The sequence below is a fragment of the Bacteroides stercorirosoris genome (genome assembly GCF_900142015.1).
Taxonomy (GTDB): Bacteria; Bacteroidota; Bacteroidia; order Bacteroidales; family Bacteroidaceae; genus Bacteroides; species Bacteroides stercorirosoris.
This window is the reverse complement of sequence record NZ_FQZN01000011.1, coordinates 138,623-159,920: the sequence shown is the minus strand read 5'-3', so window position 1 is coordinate 159,920 and position 21,298 is coordinate 138,623. Positions and strand designations below refer to the sequence as shown.

General features: G+C 42.4%; 18 protein-coding genes. 15 read left to right on the top strand and 3 right to left on the bottom strand.

Annotation, left to right across the window (positions count from 1 at the left end):
• Positions 1-270 precede the first annotated feature (270 nt).
• The 9 genes from BUC01_RS10240 to BUC01_RS10200 all read left to right on the top strand — a co-directional run bounded on the left by BUC01_RS10240 (position 271) and on the right by BUC01_RS10200 (position 9,047).
• Complete coding sequence (locus tag BUC01_RS10240) at positions 271-1,419, top strand: sensor histidine kinase (protein WP_025832949.1); 1,149 nt, start codon at positions 271-273, stop codon at positions 1,417-1,419.
• 74 nt (positions 1,420-1,493) lie between these two features.
• Positions 1,494-2,081 carry a YceD family protein gene (locus BUC01_RS10235; protein WP_025832947.1) on the top strand — a complete coding sequence of 196 codons (588 nt, stop codon included), beginning with the start codon at positions 1,494-1,496 and terminating at the stop codon, positions 2,079-2,081.
• Positions 2,082-2,093: 12 nt separating this feature from the next.
• Positions 2,094-2,279 (top strand): 50S ribosomal protein L32, encoded by a 186-nt coding sequence (gene rpmF / locus BUC01_RS10230; protein WP_002562387.1) that lies wholly within the window; start codon positions 2,094-2,096, stop codon positions 2,277-2,279.
• A 111-nt stretch (positions 2,280-2,390) separates the two neighbouring features.
• Entirely contained in the window at positions 2,391-3,395 is a 1,005-nt protein-coding gene (locus BUC01_RS10225; protein WP_025832945.1) for a beta-ketoacyl-ACP synthase III, read from the top strand.
• 81 nt (positions 3,396-3,476) lie between these two features.
• Entirely contained in the window at positions 3,477-4,358 is an 882-nt protein-coding gene (gene era, locus BUC01_RS10220) for a GTPase Era (protein ID WP_073313637.1), read from the top strand.
• Positions 4,359-4,404: 46 nt separating this feature from the next.
• Positions 4,405-5,718 (top strand): ribosome biogenesis GTPase Der, encoded by a 1,314-nt coding sequence (der, locus tag BUC01_RS10215; protein ID WP_025832943.1) that lies wholly within the window; start codon positions 4,405-4,407, stop codon positions 5,716-5,718.
• A gap of 56 nt (positions 5,719-5,774) precedes the next feature.
• Positions 5,775-6,008, top strand: a complete 234-nt coding sequence (locus tag BUC01_RS10210) for a hypothetical protein (RefSeq protein WP_139261848.1) — start codon at positions 5,775-5,777, stop codon at positions 6,006-6,008.
• A 176-nt stretch (positions 6,009-6,184) separates the two neighbouring features.
• Positions 6,185-8,386: an ATP-binding protein gene (locus BUC01_RS10205; protein ID WP_073313634.1), complete on the top strand. Its 2,202-nt coding sequence runs from the start codon at positions 6,185-6,187 to the stop codon at positions 8,384-8,386.
• Positions 8,387-8,393: 7 nt separating this feature from the next.
• Positions 8,394-9,047, top strand: a complete 654-nt coding sequence (locus tag BUC01_RS10200) for a response regulator transcription factor (protein ID WP_025832940.1) — start codon at positions 8,394-8,396, stop codon at positions 9,045-9,047.
• A 234-nt stretch (positions 9,048-9,281) separates the two neighbouring features.
• On the opposite strand, the gene BUC01_RS10195 is transcribed toward BUC01_RS10200, so the two are convergent.
• The gene (locus BUC01_RS10195) at positions 9,282-10,052 is read right to left on the bottom strand and encodes an ABC transporter ATP-binding protein (protein WP_025832939.1); all 771 of its coding nucleotides are present in this window, start codon (positions 10,050-10,052) and stop codon (positions 9,282-9,284) included.
• On the bottom strand, positions 10,049-10,792 hold the full coding sequence (locus BUC01_RS10190) for an MlaE family ABC transporter permease (protein ID WP_025832938.1): 744 nt from the start codon (positions 10,790-10,792) through the stop codon (positions 10,049-10,051). Before BUC01_RS10190 ends, BUC01_RS10195 begins: the two co-directional genes overlap by 4 nt.
• 169 nt (positions 10,793-10,961) lie before the next feature.
• On the opposite strand from BUC01_RS10190, the gene lptB reads away from it, so the two are divergent.
• On the top strand, positions 10,962-11,717 hold the full coding sequence (lptB, locus tag BUC01_RS10185) for an LPS export ABC transporter ATP-binding protein (protein WP_073313631.1): 756 nt from the start codon (positions 10,962-10,964) through the stop codon (positions 11,715-11,717).
• Positions 11,718-11,827: 110 nt separating this feature from the next.
• Here lptB and BUC01_RS10180 read toward each other — a convergent pair whose 3' ends face one another.
• Positions 11,828-12,076, bottom strand: coding sequence for an RNA recognition motif domain-containing protein (locus BUC01_RS10180; RefSeq protein WP_025832937.1), 249 nt, complete (start codon positions 12,074-12,076; stop codon positions 11,828-11,830).
• Positions 12,077-12,642: 566 nt separating this feature from the next.
• On the opposite strand from BUC01_RS10180, the gene tig reads away from it, so the two are divergent.
• The 5 genes from tig (at position 12,643) to BUC01_RS10155 (ending at position 21,064) form a co-directional block, all read left to right on the top strand.
• Complete coding sequence (tig, locus tag BUC01_RS10175; RefSeq protein ID WP_025832936.1) at positions 12,643-13,998, top strand: trigger factor; 1,356 nt, start codon at positions 12,643-12,645, stop codon at positions 13,996-13,998.
• 138 nt (positions 13,999-14,136) lie between these two features.
• Complete coding sequence (gene clpP, locus BUC01_RS10170) at positions 14,137-14,799, top strand: ATP-dependent Clp endopeptidase proteolytic subunit ClpP (protein WP_009130333.1); 663 nt, start codon at positions 14,137-14,139, stop codon at positions 14,797-14,799.
• 2 nt (positions 14,800-14,801) lie between these two features.
• Complete coding sequence (gene clpX / locus BUC01_RS10165; protein WP_073313628.1) at positions 14,802-16,049, top strand: ATP-dependent Clp protease ATP-binding subunit ClpX; 1,248 nt, start codon at positions 14,802-14,804, stop codon at positions 16,047-16,049.
• A 170-nt stretch (positions 16,050-16,219) separates the two neighbouring features.
• Positions 16,220-18,403: a DNA helicase RecQ gene (recQ, locus tag BUC01_RS10160; RefSeq protein ID WP_025832935.1), complete on the top strand. Its 2,184-nt coding sequence runs from the start codon at positions 16,220-16,222 to the stop codon at positions 18,401-18,403.
• A 111-nt stretch (positions 18,404-18,514) separates the two neighbouring features.
• Positions 18,515-21,064 (top strand): Kelch repeat-containing protein, encoded by a 2,550-nt coding sequence (locus BUC01_RS10155; protein WP_243462548.1) that lies wholly within the window; start codon positions 18,515-18,517, stop codon positions 21,062-21,064.
• Positions 21,065-21,298 lie beyond the last annotated feature (234 nt).

Sequence of the window (21,298 nt, the reverse complement as noted above, 5' to 3'; positions counted from 1 at the left end):
TCACGCCGATGGTACTGCGTCAAGTGGGAGAGTAGGTAGTCGCCGTTTTTTCAGAGAAGCCTCCATATCGAAAGATGTGGGGGCTTTTTGTATTTACACCATTTTGAAAACTATACCGATTCTCCTCCTCCCGGGAGGAGGAGTACCCGAAGGGGGAGGTGGTAGGAGAGAATCACACCTTTGAAAAATGATACGCTTATCAGAATTCAGGTATAATATTTCCTTTGTTTTTCCGTTTATATACCGTAAGTTTACGCCTTATTTACGTATATGCACTTTATAAAACAAATCCGTCCGATAAAATTCTGGTTGGTATTGGCTGCCATAATAATAGCCATTGCTTCCCTTTATGTCTCCCATTCTCTGATAAGTGATTTATCTGCTGAAGAACGGGTGCGTATGGAAGTGTGGGCGGAAGCGATGAAGAATTTGCAAACTGCTGATGGAAATACTGACCTGACGATGGTGCTGAAAGTGTTGAATGCCAATCATACCATTCCGGTGATTGTAGCCGATCAGGCTGGTGAGGTACAGACTTACAGAAACATTGAACTATCTTCTTCCGATACGATAGTCGCCCTGAAAGAGAAACTGAGTCACTTCGACCGTGAAGGTCATTGCATCCGTATCGATCTGAATGATGACGGTGATTATCTGAATGTATATTATGGCCCTTCCCTGATGCTTACCCGCCTTGCTGTCTATCCTTATGTGCAATTGGCAGTAGTACTCATCTTTGTCTTGATTGCCATTTTTGCCTTATTGAGTTCCAAGAAAGCGGAGCAGAATAAAGTGTGGGTAGGGCTTTCCAAAGAGACAGCCCATCAGTTGGGAACTCCTATTTCTTCACTCATGGCATGGACGGAATTGTTGAAGTCACAATATCCGCAGGATGATCTGATCCCCGCTATGGCGGAAGATGTGGAGCGTTTGCAAATGATTGCCAACCGCTTTTCAAAAATAGGCTCTATCCCCGAACTGGAAGATGCGGATCTAAAAGCGTTATTGGAGAAGGTGACGGACTATATTGCCCATCGTACTTCGGACAAAGTGAAAATCATAACCCGTCTACCCGATACCCTTCCGGCTGTAAGGCTGAATGTAGCTTTGTTTGAATGGGTGATAGAGAATCTTTGCAAGAATGCCATTGATGCAATGGGAGGAGTGGGAACGTTGGTTATTTCGGTGCAGGAAACGTCAAGATATTGGTATATTGATGTGGCCGATACGGGAAAGGGAATTGACAAACGGAATTTTGAAACAGTTTTTGCTCCGGGATATACCACTAAGAAAAGAGGATGGGGATTGGGACTTTCGTTAGCACGCAGAATTGTGGTGGAGTATCATTCCGGACGCATTTTTGTGAAGCATTCGGAGATAAATAAAGGGACGATATTCAGAATAGAGCTTAAAAAATGAATATTTCGTCGCTAATTTCTACATTATGAGGATAATTATTTGTATCTTTGTCGCCCGAATAAATAAAAGAAGCTTTGGGAAAGTTTGATAAATACAAAATTGATTTGAAAGGCATGCAGGCAGACTCTTGTAAATATGAGTTCGTGCTGGATAACCTTTTCTTTGCTAACATTGATGGCCCGGAAGTGCAGAAGGGCAAAGTAAATGTTACACTGGTTGTAAAGAAAACATCTCGTGCTTTCGAATTGAACTTCCAGACGGATGGCATGGTATGGGTACCGTGTGACCGTTGTCTGGACGATATGGAGCAACCGGTCAGTTCTACTGATAAGCTGATGGTGAAGTTTGGCCATGAGTATGCTGAAGAAGGTGACAATCTCATTGTGATTCCTGAAGAAGAAGGGGAAATCAATGTGGCTTGGTTCATGTATGAGTTTATAGCATTGGCTATTCCGATGAAGCATGTGCATGCTCCCGGAAAGTGTAACAAGGCTGTGAGCAGCAAGTTACACAAGCATCTGCGTACAAAGGCGGATGAAGATGATGCGGAAGATGAAATATTCATTGAAGGTGAAGATGCATTGCCGGACAGTGGTGATGTGGAGGAAACGCAGATTGATCCGCGTTGGAATGAATTAAAGAAAATATTAGATAACAATTAAAGATTAAGAAAAATGGCACATCCTAAGAGAAGACAGTCTAAAACAAGAACTGCAAAGAGAAGAACTCATGATAAAGCAGTAGCTCCTACTTTGGCTATTTGCCCGAATTGCGGCGAGTGGCATGTATATCACACTGTGTGTGGCGCTTGCGGATATTACAGAGGCAAGCTTGCTATTGAGAAAGAAGCTGCTGTTTAATTTGCAGCCTGATAAAGAATATACTTGAATGCCGGATGTCTAAAAAGATTTGTAAATGCAAACCTTTTTAGACTACCGTTGTTTAGGTATTCATTAACTTAAGCAGGATTAATGGAAAAAATAAATGCAGTAATTACAGGAGTCGGTGGATATGTACCCGATTATATCTTGACGAATGACGAGATATCAAGAATGGTAGATACCAATGATGAATGGATTATGACCCGTATCGGAGTAAAGGAAAGACATATCCTGAACGAAGAGGGACTGGGTACTTCGTACATGGCTCGTAAGGCCGCTAAGCAGTTGATGCAGCGTACTGGTTCCGATCCTGATGATATCGACCTGATAGTGGTCGCTACTACTACTCCTGATTATCATTTCCCTTCTACAGCTTCCATTCTGTGTGACAAGCTCGGATTAAAACATGCTTTTGCTTTTGATTTGCAGGCTGCGTGCAGTGGTTTTCTGTATCTGTTGGAAGTCGGAGCTAACTTTATCCGTTCGGGAAGATATAAGAAGATTATCTTAGTGGGCGCTGATAAAATGTCGTCTATGGTGGATTATACCGAACGTGCCACTTGTCCGATTTTTGGTGACGGTGCGGCTGCGGTTATGATGGAACCTACGACAGAAGACGTTGGCGTCATGGACTCTATCCTGAGAACAGACGGTAAAGGTTTGCCTTTCTTGCACATGAAAGCCGGTGGCTCTGTATGTCCTCCTTCCTATTTCACGGTGGACAACCACATGCACTTTCTTTATCAGGAAGGCCGTACGGTATTTAAGTATGCTGTATCGAACATGTCGGATGCTTGCGCAGCCATTGCAGAAAGAAATCATCTGGATAAAGATAACATCGACTGGATCATCCCTCATCAGGCAAACTTGCGCATTATCGATGCGGTAGCTCATCGCCTGGAAGTTCCCCGAGAGAAAGTAATGGTTAATATCGAACGTTACGGTAACACAAGTGCCGGTACGCTTCCGCTTTGTCTGTGGGATTTCGAGGATAAACTGAAAAAGGGAGATAATCTGATCTTTACGGCATTCGGTGCAGGATTTACCTGGGGAGCCGTTTACGTGAAGTGGGGATATGATGGAAAAAGACAGTAACTAACGTTACACTGATAAATAAGAAAAAACGCATCCTATTTTCGATGCGTTTTTTTGTCTCAACTAAAATACAGGAATGTGATGCATAAAGCTGGTTTTGTAAACATCGTGGGAAATCCGAACGTAGGAAAATCTACGTTGATGAACGCCTTGGTGGGCGAACGGATTTCAATTGCTACTTTCAAGGCGCAGACAACCCGTCACCGTATTATGGGCATTTATAACACGGATGATATGCAGATTGTGTTTTCGGATACTCCGGGAGTGTTGAAACCGCAGTATAAGTTGCAGGAGTCTATGCTGAATTTCTCTACTTCGGCACTGACGGATGCGGATGTTTTGTTGTATGTGACAGATGTGGTTGAGACGCCTGACAAGCATAATGAGTTCGTTGAGAAGGTAGCGAAAATGGATACTCCGGTGTTGCTGCTTATCAACAAGATAGACTTGTCGAACCAGGAAAAACTGGTGGAACTGGTGGAAGCCTGGAAGGAATTACTGCCTAAGGCGGAAATCATTCCTATATCTGCGGCGACAAAGTTCAATGTGGAGTATGTGATGAAGCGGGTGAAGGAATTGTTGCCCGATTCACCTCCTTATTTCGACAAAGACCAATGGACAGATAAGCCGGCGCGTTTCTTTGTGACCGAGATTATCCGGGAGAAAATCCTGTTGTATTACGACAAAGAGATACCCTATTCGGTAGAGGTAGTGGTGGAACAGTTCAAAGAGGATGCGAAGAAGATACATATCAGCGTTGTGATTTACGTAGAGCGCGATTCGCAGAAAGGAATTATCATTGGCAAACAGGGTAAGGCATTGAAGAAAGTGGCTACCGAAGCTCGCCGTGATTTGGAGAGGTTCTTTGGGAAAACGATTTTCCTGGAGACGTTTGTGAAAGTGGATAAGGATTGGAGAAGTTCGGACAAGGAACTGCGCAATTTTGGTTATCAACTGGATTAGAGTATTCATACGACTGTGATAGTCGCAAAAACAATGAGAGTGAACTATGGGAAATTTAGTTGCAATCGTAGGACGCCCCAATGTGGGAAAGTCTACTTTATTTAACCGCTTGACTAAAACACGTCAGGCGATTGTGAACGAAGAAGCAGGAACAACACGCGACCGCCAGTACGGTAAGTCCGAATGGCTGGGGAAGGAGTTCTCCGTGGTAGATACCGGCGGATGGGTGGTGAACTCTGACGATATTTTCGAAGAAGAGATACGCAAGCAGGTATTGATGGCTGTGGAAGAAGCAGACGTGATTCTGTTTGTAGTGGATGTAATGAACGGGGTGACTGACCTCGATATGCAGGTGGCAACCATTTTGCGCCGCACCCAAAAGCCGGTGTTGCTGATTGCCAATAAGACCGATAACGGGGAACTGCAATACAATGCTCCCGAATTTTATAGGCTGGGATTGGGTGATCCTTATTGTATTTCGGCCATGACGGGTAGCGGAACCGGTGATATGATGGACCTTATTGTAGGTACGTTTAAGAAAGATACGGATGAGATATTGGATGAGGATATTCCCCGTTTTGCAGTGGTGGGACGTCCGAATGCAGGCAAGTCTTCTATTGTGAATGCTTTCATTGGTGAAGACCGTAACATCGTGACGGAGATTGCCGGCACGACACGCGACTCTATCTATACCCGCTACAATAAGTTCGGATTTGATTTTTATCTGGTAGATACTGCCGGTATCCGTAAGAAAAGCAAGGTGAATGAAGATTTGGAATATTATTCCGTAATCCGTTCCATCCGTTCCATTGAGAATTCGGATGTCTGCATCTTGATGCTGGATGCTACGCGTGGTGTTGAAAGCCAGGATTTGAATATATTCTCTCTGATACAGAAGAATGCCAAAGGTTTGGTAGTGGTAGTGAATAAATGGGACTTGGTGCAGGATAAGACTGTGAAGGTGATGAAGACTTTTGAAGATGCCATCCGCAGCCGTTTTGCTCCGTTTGTTGATTTTCCTATCATCTTCGGTTCGGCTTTGACAAAACAGCGCATTCTGAAGGTGCTGGAAGAAGCACGCATGGTATATGATAACCGTATGACCCGTATCCCGACCGCCCGTTTAAACGAAGAAATGCTTCCGTTGATTGAGGCATATCCGCCTCCTGCAATCAAAGGTAAATATATCAAGATTAAGTATATTACGCAGTTGCCCAATACGAGAGTACCTTCTTTCGTATATTTCGCTAATCTGCCGCAATATGTGAAGGAGCCGTATAAGCGTTTCCTGGAAAACAAGATGCGTGAAAAGTGGAATATGACGGGAACTCCGATAAATATTTATATCCGTCAGAAGTAGGATGTTTAAGGGAGAATACAGGAATTTCCTTTTGATTGATATTGAATTATAGTAATATGAAAAAGTGTATTTTGTTTTTATGTGTTTTAATTTGTGCTATTGCCTATGCAGGTAATGCTGATAAAGATACAAGACTGAGTACAGGGAAGAAAGTAAATAGTGTGATTGATAATCCATCTTTTTATTCTAAATCGCAATCTTTAAAGAAGCAAGGCGCTGATTCTGTTATGTCTCCCAGACAAGATATTCAAAAGAGTAAGAGAACATTAATCCGTTTGCTAAAATTTTGAAGAGGTGAATGCAAGATGGCAATAATCTGTACATTGAACTTCTATAGTGCTTTGGTTGCACTATTATTAATAAGGGTGTCTGCTATGGCATCCTTTTTTTTGCGATAAAAAGTAGATAAATATATGTAAATACTAATGTTTTGTCTATTTTTGCCTTATTACTAAATCTTATATCAATGAATAATATTAGAATACTGTGTATACTGTTATTATTTTTGCCTCACGGAAGTTTGGAAGCACAAAATGATGGGGAGCTGATCAGATTGTGCTTTGAAGCTGCAAAGAGAAAAAATGTGGAAGGTTATTCTGCAGTTTGCCGATATCTTTATACAATTGAGGAGTATCCGGAGGTACTTTTGGTATATGCTGATTCTATTCGGCAGTTAGCTATCCGGGATAAATCCTTGAATGCTTTCCTTGAATATTATTCCTGGAGCGGTGAAGCTTATTTCATGAAAGGAGACTTCCCTGGTGGCTTTGATTGGAAAAGGAAAGCGCTTGTACTGGCAGAAAGGACAAAACAGATGGGAGATGCTGTTGCTATATGCAGTGATATCGGCTATTACTATAATGTAGCTACGCGTTATGATTCTGCCCGTTATTATTTAAAAAAAGGGATATATATAGCTGAAAATATGCCGGAGAGGTCGAACCAATATTTAACAATGTTGACTAATTATGCCAGTTCGTTTCTTTTTGAAGGAAAAACAGATTCTGCATTGGTTCACACTCTTAAAGTGAAGGAGCAATCCTTCTTAGAGAAAGATACAGCGATGTTGATAGAGAATCTGAATCAGTTGGGAGCTATTTATCGTCGTAAAAAGAATTTAGATGCTTGTATACGTTATTTTGAGCAGGCCCTTTCTTTATGTGAAGCGCAAGGAAATTTTGGAATTGCTGCCTATATTTATGGAAATATTGCTACTGTATACAGTGAATGGAAGCGTCCCAAAGACGCTATACCATTCTCAGAAAAAGCGTTGAAATATGCTTTGAAGTTAGGAACTCCTCAGATGATAGGCATCTGCTATGTCAATTTGGGAGCTATTCTGTGTAATATTGAAGGGAAAAGGGAAGAAAGCATTGCTACGCTTAGAAAAGCACTTCCTGTTTTGCAAAAAGTAAATAATGAAAGACGTTTATGTGAGGCTTATAATCATTTAACAAATGCTTTTCGAAAATTAGGTCAAACAGATTCTGCAATGGTTTATTTGCGAAAACTTGATGGTCTGGTAGGAGAGTTAAAAACTGATGTGGAACGTTTTCGTTATTACGAAGCGAAAGCGCCTTTGCTACAGGCTAATAGACGATTTATGGAAGCTATTAGCTATTATCATAAAATGATTGATTTAATAGATCATGGAATATATGATACAAAAGATTATGATTATTTCTTGAATTTGTCTGTGTGTTATCATGCTATTCATGATGATGCTTCTGCCTATAAACACCTTCAGAAAGCCTATGCTCTGCGTGATTCTGCCAATAATAGGAAATATGCCGAACATTTGTCTGACTTCTCTGTGAAGTATCAGACGAAAGAGAAAGAGCTGGAGATTGTTACCCTGAAGAGAGAACAGTTGGAACAGGAAACCTATATGTTGCGCCATCGCATCATAGTAGGGTCGGTGATTTCGCTGCTGGTCATTTTATTATTGGGTTTGCTGTACGCACGTCAGCGCCAGAGGGCGAGAATTGTTCTGTTGGCAAGTGCAGCCAGTGAGAAAGAGCATCAGTTCGTTGAACTCCAGAAAGAAACGGAATTGCGTCTGACACGAAAATATATTGACGGACTGGAAAGTGAGCGCGGACGTATGGCAACGGAATTGCACGATGATGTGTGCAACAGCCTGCTCGCGCTTGAGATGAATATACGTACCATTTCCGCCGAGGAGAGTCCGGGACTGGGTGAGCAGTTGGACTTGCTGAGTAATACCCGTGAACGAGTGCGGACACTTTCGCATGAGTTGATGCCGCCTGCTTTCCAGTATGCTACGCTTGATGAGATGCTGGCGGACTATGTGCTGCATCTGTCTTTGCCGGAGAATATGTACGCGGAATATCATTCAACAGAGGGTGTTGACTGGAATAGTGTGCCTAAACTCATAGGATTCGAATGTTATCGTATTGTTCAGGAAGCGGTGAGCAATGCAGTGAAATATGCCGGTTCAGCTTGTGTGCGTGTGAACTTGGCACTGGAAAACAATAACCTTTCCATACTTGTTACAGACGACGGAAAAGGGTTTGATATGAGCAAGAAAACCAAAGGTATAGGCTTGCGCACCATCTGGCAGCGGGCGGAAACTATTGGTGCTAAAGTTGAACTGACTTCTGCCCCGGGCGAAGGAACCCGGCTGAAAGTAAACGTATTAATCTAATCGAGCGATGGAAAAGAATGTGAAAGCGGAATTATTGGTAGTGGATGACCATAGCCTGGTTTTGGAAGGTATCTGTAAGATAGTGAATAAAATGCCGGATGTGACTGTGGCAGACGCAGTGACTTCCGGAAAGCGGGCTGCGGAACTGATTGAAGAACGTGATTATGATGTATATATACTGGATATCAGTATTCCTGATGTGTCCGGCTTTGATTTGATAACCCAGATTCGTGAGTTGAACGATCAGGCGCGTATTATCGTGAATACGATGCATGAGGAAATATGGATGGTGAATCGTCTTGCACAGTGTGGAGTAAATGCGGTCATTCTGAAAGCATCGGCTCCTGCGGAACTGGTAGCGGCTATCCGTAGTGTGCTTAGGGGAGAACCCTATACTTGTCCGCGGTTTGCTTCCATTTCTCAGAAATTGAGTTCCGGATTGGCAGATTGGCAACCTAAGGATGCTCCGACGCGGCGCGAACGTGATGTGCTGGAAGCAGTGGCCAAAGGTATGAATACCCATGAGATTGCTGCATTATTAAAAATTTCAGAAAATACTGTAGAAACATTTCGCAAGAGGCTTATCAGTAAGTTTGGGGCGAAAAACGCAATAGACATGGTGGTCAAGGCGGTTGCTCAAGGCTGGATAAAGTTGGATTGAGTTACGAATAATTTATGAAGTAACGGTTTTCCGTGATTTTTTATTGGCTTATTTTGGTTATCTTTGCTCCCGTAATTGAAATTGTTCTTCATGTTTTCTCATGGAGATATAGGGACAATCAAAGTATATCGTGAGGATATATGTCAATTCTATTAACTGGTTTTATGAGGAAAAAGGCGTCCGGGAAAAATCCCGGACGCCTTTTTATATGGGGATAGGTGAGATTCTGACAGCTTACCCTTCGATGTTCTGTACTTCCACTTCCTTTACCTTGCGGAAGAGGTCAGATGCGAAGATGAAATCGTTCAGTTTCTTGTTGCTGGAGGTGAATATGTCGTCCTTGCTGCCTTCCCATTCCTTATATCCATCATAGATATAGATGATTTTCTCACCGATACCCATTACGGAGTTCATATCGTGGGTGTTGATAAGAGTGGTCATGTTATATTCGTGGGTAATATCATGCACCAGTTCATCGATGACGAGCGAGGTCTTCGGGTCCAGACCGGAATTGGGTTCATCGCAGAACAGATACTGCGGATTCAGGGCGATGGCACGGGCAATGGCAACGCGCTTTTGCATACCACCGCTGATTTCACCGGGAAATTTATCCTTTGCTTCCGACAAGTTCACGCGGTCCAGACAGAACATGGCACGACGGGTACGGTCGCGCAGTGTGTCATTGCTGAACATATTCAGCGGAAACATGACATTGTCCAGAACGGTCATCGAGTCGAATAAAGCCGCACTCTGGAAAATCATTCCCATCTCCCGGCGCAAGGCTTTCTTCTCCTTCTTGCCCATAACAAGAAAATTACGGTTGTCATATAGTAATTCACCCCGTTCCGGTGTCAGCAGACCGACAATGCATTTCATCAGCACCGTCTTTCCCGAACCACTTTGCCCGATGATGAGATTGGTTTTCCCGTTTTCGAAAGTGGCGTTGATGTCTTTCAGCACATCTCTGCCTTCAAATGATTTCCAAAGTCCTTTCAGTTCGATCATCCCATTAAGAGTTTAGTTAATATTAAGTCGGCAAATAAGATTAGTACGCTGCTGCATACCACAGAGTCCGTAGAGGCCTTGCCTACCTCTATGGAACCACCCTCGACGGTATAGCCGAAGAAGGCCGATACACTGGCGATGATGAATGCAAAGAACAATGATTTAATAATGCCACACCAGATGAACCACTCTACAAACATATATTGCAGACCATATTCCAGGTCCACAGCCGACATGATGCCACCAAACCAGCACGTGGCAAAGGCACCGATGATGCCGGCAAAGATACTGAACGTGACCAGGAACGGAATAGTGGTGACCATAGCGAAAATCTTGGGAAGTATCAGATAGTTGGCAGAGTTGACCCCCATGATTTCAAGGGCGTCAATCTGTTGTGTCACCCGCATGGTTCCCAGCTCGGAAGCGATGTTGGAACCTACCTTTCCCGCTAATATCAGACACATAATGGAGGAGGAGAACTCCAGCAACATGATTTCACGCGTTACGTAACCTACCGTCCAGCGCGGCATGAATGGACTTTCGATGTTCAGTTTAATCTGTATGGTAATAACGGCGCCGATGAAGAACGATATCAGCAATACGATACCGATAGAGTTCACGCCGAGTTGCCCCATCTCATTGAGATATTGGCGGAAGAACATACGCATACGCTCCGGACGGGCAAAAGTACGCCCCATCAATAGGATATATCTTCCGACAGTTTTAAGTGCTTTTATCATGACTCTTAACTATTTTGTGTGCAAATATAGCCCATTTTCAGCTGATAATTGCTACATTTGCGGCAAAATGTGTGAGCTACAGGCCGCAAGCTACAAGTAAAAAGTGGCGGTGTGGTCATATTTGTCTACTCGTAGCTCGTAGCTTTGGTAGCTTGTAACTGAAAAGAATATGGAAGAGAGCAAAATGGTGCTTCGCACCGAAGACCTGGTGAAAAAGTACGGTAAACGTACAGTGGTAAGCCACGTCTCCATAGATGTGAAGCAAGGGGAAATTGTAGGTTTGCTGGGGCCGAACGGTGCCGGTAAGACGACTTCATTCTATATGACCGTAGGGCTGATTACGCCGAATGAAGGGCGTATCTTTTTGGACGACCTGGATATCACGAAGTATCCGGTGTACAAACGTGCGCAGACCGGTATCGGTTATCTGGCACAGGAGGCATCCGTATTCCGCCAGATGAGCGTGGAAGATAACATCGCCTCCGTACTGGAGATGACAGATAAGCCTTTGGAATATCAGAAAGAGAAGCTGGAAAGCCTGATTGCGGAATTCCGTTTGCAGAAAGTGCGCAAAAATAAAGGTAATCAGTTGTCGGGTGGTGAACGCCGCCGTACGGAGATTGCCCGTTGCCTGGCTATCGACCCTAAATTCATCATGCTCGATGAGCCTTTTGCCGGAGTTGACCCGATTGCGGTAGAAGATATCCAGCAAATTGTGTGGAAACTGAAAGATAAGAATATCGGTATTCTGATTACCGACCATAACGTGCAGGAGACACTGAGTATCACAGATCGTGCTTACTTGTTGTTTGAAGGTAAAATCCTGTTCCAGGGAACGCCGGAAGAATTGTCGGAAAATAAAATTGTACGCGAAAAATATCTGAGTAATAGTTTCGTGCTTCGCCGCAAGGACTTCATGAAATAGTACTTGACAGTTGATGATAAGCTGTTGAACACTAATCGCTAAAAAACAACGACCGCCTGTTCTCTTGCTCAAGAGAACAGGCGGTCCTGTTTTTCTTCTCCTTATATAAATTAGTATTTCGGAGGTCTTGCTTCTTTTACTACCATGTTACGGCCGAAGTATTCTGCACCGTCCAGTTCTTCAATGGCTTTAGCGGCAGCGGCAGGGTCTTCCATTTCAACGAATGCAATGCCTCTGAAACGGCCTGTTTCGCGATCCTTGATGAATTTGACTTCGGTTACAGCACCGTAATCTTCCATGACCTTTTGCAGGTCTGACTCCCTAACTTTGTAGTTAAGGTTTCCTACGTAAATGTTCATAATGAAAATGTAAAATAAATAAATGAATAAAACTCTCTTAGAATAGTGACTATAATAAAAGGATTACAACAACAGAGAGTTTACAAAAGCGTTTTAATATAAACGGAAGTAAAAACCATGCAATGAAAATCTAAACAAATAGTACATCACCATTCCGCAACAAAGAAACAGAATAATTTCGGATTAGCAATATTTTCTATCTGTTTTTTTGCTTTTTCTTTCGGATATATATATAAGTTCCTTATATGATTACTATTTGTCGGCTGTGTTTTATAAAGATAACCCTGTTAATCTTAAAAGATATGCTTACCAACACCCGGGTGTCAGCACTCCCAACATCCCCATGTTGGTATTACCAACACCCGGATGTAAGCGTTACTTACACCCCCATGTTGGTAAGCCTTTCTTTAAAGAATACACTGGGGATCGTTTAATACAAATACGCTCTCCTTCTGTTATAAAGAAATAATTCAGCAATGTTTTTTTGATAATTGAAAGAATAACGCTAATTTTGCACCCTCGTTTGAGATTGGAACAAAGTATAAATCAAATAAATAATTGTCAGAATGAACGTTTCATTACAAAACATTGACAAAGTAAGCGCTCTGCTTACTGTAAAGCTTGAGAAAGCCGATTATCAGGAAAAAGTTGATAAATCATTGAAAAGCATTCGTCAGAAAGCTCAGATTCCGGGATTCCGTAAGGGAATGGTGCCGATGAGCCTGGTGAAGAAAATGTATGGTAAATCTGTTGTGGCTGAAGAGGTGAACAAAGCACTGTCAGAGGCTGTATATAAGTATATTCAAGATAATAAGGTGAATATTCTCGGCGAGCCGTTGCCAAACGAAGAAAAACAACAGGAAATTGATTTCGACACAATGGAAGAATTCGAATTCTTGTTCGATATTGCTCTGGCTCCGGAATTCAAGGCAGAGGTAGACGCTAAAGACGAAGTGGACTACTATCAGATTGACGTTACCGAAGATATGGTAAACAATCAGGTGAAAGCATATACTCAGCGTAACGGTAAATACGAACAGGTAGACGCTTACGAAGATAACGATATGCTGAAAGGCCTGCTCGCTGAGTTGGACGAAAACGGCAACACTAAAGAAGGTGGTATTCAGGTGGAAGGCGCTGTTATGATGCCGACTTACATGAAGAACGACGAGCAAAAAGCTATCTTCGCTAATGCTAAAGTAAACGATGTACTTGTATTCAATCCTCATACCGCATGGGACGGCAACGCTGCCGAACTGGCTTCCCTCCTGAAGATTGACAACGAAGCTGCTGCTGAAATGAAATCCAACTTCAGTTATCAGGTAGAAGAAATCACCCGCCACGTAGAAGGTGAACTGACTCAGGAAATCTTCGACCAAGTATGCGGCAAGGATGTTGTGAAGACAGAAGAAGAATTCCGCGCTAAAGTAAAAGAGGTAATCGCTAACCAATTCGTAGCCGACAGCGACTATAAATTCCTGATCGACGCCCGCAAGATGTTGATGGAAAAGGTAGGTAAGCTGGAATTCCCGGATGCACTGCTGAAACGCATCATGCGTCTGAACAACCAGGATAAAGACGAGAAATTCGTTGAAGAGAACTACGACAAGAGCATCGAAGAACTGACCTGGCACCTGATTAAGGAACAGCTGGTGAAGGCTAACGATATTCAAGTTGAACAGGAAGACGTAGTCAATATGGCTAAGGAAGCTACTCGTGCACAGTTTGCACAATACGGCATGATGAACGTTCCCGAAGAACTCCTGGAAAACTATTCAAAAGAAATGCTGAAGAAGAAAGAAAGCGTAGAAGGTTTGGTAAACCGTGTTGTTGAAGCAAAATTGGCTTCTGCTTTGAAGTCTCAGGTGAAGCTGAACTACAAGGCTATTTCTGCGGAAGAATTCAACAAGATGTTTGAATAAGCTTTTTTATTCTGAAAACAGTTTAAAATCATTAAGAAACACAGAGTTTTATATCATATAACTCTGTGTTTTTTTGTGTCTCTGTGTTCTTTTTTGTTTCTTTGCATCTCAATTTACTAAACCTAAAATAAAAGTAATATGGATGATTTCAGAAAATACGCTACCAAGCATTTAGGTATGAATAGCTTGGTGTTGGACGATGTGATTAAATCACAAGCCGGGTATTTAAATCCTTATATCCTGGAAGAACGTCAGCTCAACGTAACCCAGCTGGACGTTTTCTCCCGCTTGATGATGGACCGCATCATTTTCCTTGGCACTCAGGTAGACGATTATACCGCCAATACTTTGCAGGCGCAGTTACTTTATCTGGATTCTGTAGATCCCGGTAAGGATATCTCTATTTACATCAATTCACCCGGCGGTTCAGTATATGCCGGACTGGGTATTTACGATACGATGCAGTTCATCACGAGCGATGTAGCTACTATCTGTACCGGTATGGCGGCAAGTATGGCTGCCGTGTTGCTGGTGGCAGGTGCCGAGGGCAAGCGTTCGGCGCTGACCCACTCCCGCGTGATGATTCACCAGCCGATGGGCGGTGCACAGGGACAGGCTTCGGACATTGAAATCACGGCGCGTGAAATTCAGAAACTGAAGAAAGAACTGTATACCATCATTGCCGACCATTCTCACACACCTTTTGACAAAGTATGGGCGGATTCTGACCGTGACTATTGGATGACTGCGCAGGAAGCCAAAGATTACGGTATGGTAGATGAAGTGTTGATTAAAAAATAAATATGGCAGACTCAAAAAGAAACAAAAACAAATGTAGCTTTTGTGGACGCTCTGAAGATGAAGTCGGATTCCTCATTACGGGAATGAATGGTTACATCTGCGACAGTTGTGCCACCCAAGCCTACGAGATTACTCAGGAGGCGCAGGGCGGTGCAAAACGGAATGGCAGTGCAACGAAGCTGAATCTGAAAGAACTTCCGAAACCTATAGAAATTAAAGAATTCCTCGACCAGTACGTCATTGGACAGGACGACGCCAAACGTTTCCTTTCCGTGTCGGTGTACAATCATTACAAGCGTCTGTTGCAAAAGGATGGCGGTGATGATGTGGAGATTGAAAAATCGAACATCATTATGGTAGGCAGCACCGGAACGGGAAAAACGTTGCTGGCGCGTACCATTGCCAAACTGCTTCATGTGCCTTTTACTATTGTAGACGCTACGGTGCTCACCGAAGCCGGATACGTGGGTGAGGACATTGAAAGTATCTTGACCCGCCTGCTCCAGGTGGCGGACTACAATGTGCCCGAAGCCGAACAAGGTATTGTGTTCATTGACGAGATTGATAAAATTGCCCGTAAGGGAGACAATCCTTCCATCACCCGTGACGTAAGCGGTGAGGGTGTGCAGCAAGGTTTGCTGAAATTGCTGGAAGGTTCTGTAGTGAACGTGCCGCCCCAGGGCGGACGTAAGCATCCGGACCAGAAGATGATTCCGGTGAACACCAAGAATATCCTTTTCATTTGCGGCGGCGCATTCGATGGCATTGAGAAGAAAATTGCCCAACGTCTGAACACCCATGTGGTAGGTTATAGCGCAGTGCGCAACACAGCGGTGATTGACAAAAGCAATATGATGCAGTATATCGCCCCGCAGGATTTGAAGTCATTCGGACTGATACCCGAAATCATCGGTCGTCTGCCGGTACTGACCTATTTGAATCCTCTGGACCGCGACGCCCTGCGTGCCATCCTTACGGAACCCAAAAACTCCATTATCAAACAGTACATAAAACTGTTCGAGATGGATGGTGTGAAGCTGACGTTTGAGGATGCTGTCTTTGAATACATCGTGGACAAGGCCGTGGAATACAAGCTGGGTGCCCGTGGATTGCGCTCCATTGTGGAGACCATTATGATGGATGCTATGTTCGAAATTCCTTCAGAACATAAAGATAGCTTTGTTGTGATGTTGGATTATGCAAAACACCAACTTGAAAAAGCAAACATTGCAAGACTGCAAACTGCTTAAAATCAGAAGGTAAAGATGCCGGGAACCGACTTTTTTGTTTTTTATTGAAAAATATTCATTGGATTATGCTTGAAAATTAAGAAGTTGTTTATAACTTTGTTAGAGTTCTTGCAAAAAGAACAACTAACCGAGATGTTAAACAATCACTCTAAAAAACAACCTAATGAATCATGGCAGGGAAGAAGATTAATTTGACAGACCAGCTGAAGAAGTACTTCGGATTTGACACGTTTAAAGGAAATCAGGAAGCTATCATACTAAACCTGTTGGCGGGCAACGATACATTCGTGCTGATGCCTACGGGGGGAGGTAAGTCATTGTGCTACCAGTTACCGTCATTAATGATGGAAGGTACGGGTATTGTGATTTCTCCTTTGATTGCTCTGATGAAGAACCAGGTCGATGCGATGCGCAACTTTAGTGAAGAAGATGGCATTGCCCATTTTATAAACTCTTCCCTTAATAAAGGTGCGATAGATCAGGTGAAGTCCGACATCATCAGCGGAAAGACGAAGTTGCTGTACGTAGCTCCCGAATCGCTGACGAAAGAGGAAAACGTGGAGTTCCTGAAGACTGTGAAGATTTCCTTCTATGCCGTGGACGAAGCGCACTGTATCTCTGAGTGGGGGCACGACTTCCGACCGGAATACCGCCGTATCCGCCCTATTATCAATGAAATCGGAAAAGCACCGGTGATAGCTCTAACGGCGACCGCTACACCCAAAGTGCAGCACGATATCCAGAAAAACCTGGGTATGGTTGACGCAGAGGTGTTCAAGTCATCGTTCAACCGTCCGAACCTCTATTATGAGGTACGTCCCAAAACCAATAACGTAGATAGGGATATCATCAAGTTCATCAAGAATAATCCGGAAAAGTCGGGCATCATCTATTGCCTGAGCCGGAAGAAAGTAGAAGAACTTGCTGAGATCCTGCAAGCGAACGGCATTAACGCCCGCGCTTACCATGCAGGAATGGACTCTGCGACACGCACGCAAAATCAAGACGATTTCTTGATGGAGAAGATAGAAGTGATTGTGGCGACCATTGCTTTCGGTATGGGTATCGACAAGCCGGATGTGCGTTTTGTCATTCACTATGATATCCCGAAAAGTCTGGAAGGATATTATCAGGAAACAGGACGTGCCGGAAGAGATGGAGGCGAAGGACAGTGCATTACCTTTTATACTAATAAAGACTTGCAGAAACTGGAAAAGTTCATGCAAGGTAAACCCGTGGCAGAACAGGAAATTGGCAAACAGCTTCTGTTGGAAGCTGCTGCTTATGCCGAATCTTCCGTATGCCGCCGAAAAACGCTGTTGCATTATTTCGGTGAAGAATACACGGAGGAGAACTGTGGAAATTGTGACAACTGTTTAAACCCGAAAAAACAAGTGGAGGCTCAAGAACTATTATGTACCGTGATAGAGGCTATTCTCGCGGTGAAAGAAAATTTTAAAGCGGATTATATCATTGACATTATACAAGGACGTGAAACTACCGAAGTGCAGGCGCACCTGCATGAAGACCTGGAAGCTTTCGGCTCCGGAATGGGAGAGGAAGACAAGACGTGGAATGCTGTCATTCGCCAGGCGCTGATTGCCGGTTACCTGAGTAAAGATGTAGAAAACTACGGTTTGCTGAAAGTGACGGATGACGGTAAGAAATTCCTCAAACATCCCAAATCGTTCAAGATAACCGAAGATAATGACTTCGAGGAAGTGGAAGAAGAAGCTCCGGCACGTGGCGGTGGCTCTTGTGCGGTCGACCCGGCACTTTATTCCATGCTGAAGGATTTGCGTAAGAAGTTATCCAAGAAACTGGAAGTTCCCCCTTATGTGATTTTCCAGGATCCGTCGTTGGAAGCTATGGCGACTATTTATCCGGTGACTTTGGATGAATTGCAGAATATTCCCGGTGTAGGCGCGGGTAAAGCGAAACGTTATGGCGAAGAATTCTGCAAACTGATTAAGCGCCATTGTGAGGAGAATGAGATTGAACGCCCGGAGGACTTGCGTGTCCGTACGGTGGCCAATAAATCAAAACTGAAAGTTTCTATTATTCAATCTATCGACCGTAAAGTGGCATTGGATGATATCGCCCTGTCCAAAGGCATTGAATTCAGCGATCTGCTGGATGAAATCGAAGCAATCGTTTATTCCGGTACGAAGCTGAACATCGATTACTTCCTGGATGAGATCATGGACGAAGACCACATGCTGGATATCTACGACTATTATAAGGAATCTACTACAGATAAAGTAGATGATGCACTCGATGAACTGGGTGACGATTTCACGGAAGAAGAAGTGCGTTTGGTTCGCATTAAGTTTATTTCTGAAATGGCGAACTAAAAATAAGGAATACATTTTTGTTAAAACCGGGCCTATGTTTCATAAGTCCGGTTTTTAAATTATATATTTGCTTGATTAATAAAATAGGCGCTACATGACCAAAAAATGAGAATGAGGTACATAGGATGTTTCATAGTATTATTTAGTCTTTTATGCTTGCGGGGTAATGCCCAGGGCCTTGAATTCAGTACATACGAATCTGAAACCATACAAAAAACGAGTTATTCCGTTTTCGATGAAAATCCTCTGACTTTTAAACATAACTTTTCTATAGCCTATGATTTGGCTATTCAGGATTATGGTTCTTTTGGTTATGTATTCCGGCTGAAAGATCTGAAAAATAAGAATGCCGATATTTATAGCTTTGTCTTCTCTTATGATAATAAAGAGCGAAGCTATCTGAAATTTAATATAGAAACAAAAAAATGTCTGGTTGTAGATACTCTATGTAACAAGAATCTCGGTCCCAGACGTTGGATACCCATAGAAATTTTCTTTTCCCTTAAAGATGATTCAGTATGTCTGACTATTAATAAACGGAAATATCACGCTGGAAAGCTGGGACTTTCCAAAGAAATGACTCCTTCTATAATGTTCGGAAGCAGTCGGTTTTCTGAAGAAATCCCCCCTTTTGCCATCCGAAATTTAGTAGTTTCAGATACTTATCAACGGATCGAATTTCCTTTAAATGAGAGTACAGGCACCCTTGTTCATGATAATCAAGGGAAAGTAAGAGGAAAAGCTATTAATCCTGTTTGGCTGATTAATAGGTTTTATTATTGGAACTTGATTCATTCACAGTCTTCAAAAACAACGGCAGGTTATAATTATGATGTTCAGTCTGGAAATTTTGTTTACTTCGACAGTGACTCTCTTTATACTTTGGATATACGTCGGAACAGATGGGAAGGACGTAAACATGAACCTCTTCCTATGAAAATGCATTTGGGGACAAATTTCTTATATCCGGATACGCATTCTGCTTATATTTATGAGGTGGATAATCGCATGGATTCTTGTACGATCTGCTCTTTGGATATACTGACAGGGAAGACAAATAAGGTAGACAATAAGTTTTTATCCTCACAGCGGCATCATCATTCCTCTTATTTGGATACGATTCATAACAAATTCTATATTTTTGGCGGTTTTGGTTTACGTAAATATACCAATACGCTGGAAGTGTATGATTTGAATCAGAAGACTTGGAGCACAGTCAAATTAAAGGGAGACTTTGTTGCTCCCCGCTTTTTTTCTTCTATGGGCGCATTGAATTCCGATGAGCTGTTATTGTTTGGAGGTACCGGCAATAGCAGTGGGGACCAAAGCTTGGGAAAGATTTATTATTATGATCTTTATAAAATAAATCTGCAAGATTCGACGGTAAAGAAAGTGAGAGATTACTCTTATACCGGTATTCAGATTGTACCCGTAAGAAATCTTATTTTATCTGATGATAAAACGGCTTTCTATACATTATGTTATCCTATGCAGGAGGCTTCTTCTTATTTGCAGCTCTATAAATTTTCCTTGCAAAATGATTCTTATGAGATTTTAGGAAATTCTATCCCTATGGAGTCAAAGGCTATTTTGTCTAATGCAAACCTTTACTATAATAAGGATACGAAGGAGTTTTATTGTTGCACACAGGAATTTGATGAACATAGCGGAGAGTCTTCCGTTACCCGGTTCTATTCCTTGTCGGCACCGGCTATTGCAAAGGATGCTCTGTTTTTGTATTCCGCAGAAGGGAATTTTTCGTGGTATCCTGTCATTGTTGTAGTAGCTGTTGTACTTATATTGGTTATTGCTGCCGGAGTCTATCTAAAAAGTAGGAACGCTAAACAATCAGTTCCTAAAGTAATATCCGGGCATAAGACACATGTTCCGGTTGATGGAGAAAGAACTTCGCAGACAAATGCTTTGTATTTATTTGGTGAGTTTACTATATTGGATAAGAAGGGAAAGGATATAACTCATTTATTCAGTTCCAAAATAAGACAACTGTTTTTACTTACTTTCCTAAATGGAGTAGGTAATAAAGAAGGTATCACTTCAAGTTATATTTATGGATTATTGTGGCCAGAAAAAGAATTAAGCAGTGCCAAGAATCTGAAAGGGGTTACTATCAATAGGTTAAGAAAGATCTTGGATGATCTGGAAGGCATTGAACTGATTTATGCCAATAGTCGCTATTCAATTAAATTATCAGAAAATTTTTATTGTGATTATCAGAGTTATCTTGAGCAGATAGATAAAATACGGCAGAGTGACGCATCTCAGGAAGTGAGCCAATTGCTAATAGGAATATTGTCGAGAGGTAAATTCCTGAAGTCAGTAGATGATTCCATGTTCGATACTTTTAAGAGTGAACAGGAAGATGAACTGCATAAAATGCTCATGATCGAACTGAATAATTTATATGCAAAAGCTGCCTATGAACAAGTCATTCAGTTGGCAGAAATTTGGCTGAAAGCCGATTCGTTGAATGATATGGCTTTGTGGTATATGCTGAATGCTTGTCATAAACTGAAGAGAGAAGATCAGTCAATGAAGAAATATTATCTTTATATTGCAGAATATAATAAAAGCATGGGGAATAATTATCCGTATTCTTACTCTGATATTATACATAATGACTTAAGGATCTCTTTTCAATAATCGGAAAAACAGACTGTTTTTTGCATATAGGTCTCTATATACTGGGACAGCCTTTTTCGTGCTTATAGTTTTGGACTGTTAAGCACCTATTTCCTTCAATTAACCGGGTAGTTAATGAAATAATCTATAAAATTAACCCTCGATTAACCCTAATGTAACCGCTATTGTAATCTATCAGTGTCTATTTTTGCCTTCGAACGATAACGAAAGTAGAAATAGATTCGTAACTTCTAT

Excerpts from the sequence above, each read along its gene's own strand:
- der (WP_025832943.1), top strand. The coding sequence starts at position 4,405 with ATGGGAAATTTAGTTGCAATCGTAGGACGCCCCAATGTGGGAAAGTCT.
- recQ (WP_025832935.1), top strand. The coding sequence starts at position 16,220 with ATGGCAGGGAAGAAGATTAATTTGACAGACCAGCTGAAGAAGTACTTC.
- BUC01_RS10225 (WP_025832945.1), top strand. The coding sequence starts at position 2,391 with ATGGAAAAAATAAATGCAGTAATTACAGGAGTCGGTGGATATGTACCC.
- tig (WP_025832936.1), top strand. The coding sequence starts at position 12,643 with ATGAACGTTTCATTACAAAACATTGACAAAGTAAGCGCTCTGCTTACT.
- BUC01_RS10190 (WP_025832938.1), bottom strand. The coding sequence starts at position 10,792 with ATGATAAAAGCACTTAAAACTGTCGGAAGATATATCCTATTGATGGGG.
- BUC01_RS10180 (WP_025832937.1), bottom strand. The coding sequence starts at position 12,076 with ATGAACATTTACGTAGGAAACCTTAACTACAAAGTTAGGGAGTCAGAC.
- BUC01_RS10240 (WP_025832949.1), top strand. The coding sequence starts at position 271 with ATGCACTTTATAAAACAAATCCGTCCGATAAAATTCTGGTTGGTATTG.
- BUC01_RS10155 (WP_243462548.1), top strand. The coding sequence starts at position 18,515 with ATGAGGTACATAGGATGTTTCATAGTATTATTTAGTCTTTTATGCTTG.
- BUC01_RS10200 (WP_025832940.1), top strand. The coding sequence starts at position 8,394 with ATGGAAAAGAATGTGAAAGCGGAATTATTGGTAGTGGATGACCATAGC.
- lptB (WP_073313631.1), top strand. The coding sequence starts at position 10,962 with ATGGAAGAGAGCAAAATGGTGCTTCGCACCGAAGACCTGGTGAAAAAG.
- rpmF (WP_002562387.1), top strand. The coding sequence starts at position 2,094 with ATGGCACATCCTAAGAGAAGACAGTCTAAAACAAGAACTGCAAAGAGA.
- BUC01_RS10205 (WP_073313634.1), top strand. The coding sequence starts at position 6,185 with ATGAATAATATTAGAATACTGTGTATACTGTTATTATTTTTGCCTCAC.
- clpP (WP_009130333.1), top strand. The coding sequence starts at position 14,137 with ATGGATGATTTCAGAAAATACGCTACCAAGCATTTAGGTATGAATAGC.
- era (WP_073313637.1), top strand. The coding sequence starts at position 3,477 with ATGCATAAAGCTGGTTTTGTAAACATCGTGGGAAATCCGAACGTAGGA.
- BUC01_RS10210 (WP_139261848.1), top strand. The coding sequence starts at position 5,775 with ATGAAAAAGTGTATTTTGTTTTTATGTGTTTTAATTTGTGCTATTGCC.
- clpX (WP_073313628.1), top strand. The coding sequence starts at position 14,802 with ATGGCAGACTCAAAAAGAAACAAAAACAAATGTAGCTTTTGTGGACGC.
- BUC01_RS10195 (WP_025832939.1), bottom strand. The coding sequence starts at position 10,052 with ATGATCGAACTGAAAGGACTTTGGAAATCATTTGAAGGCAGAGATGTG.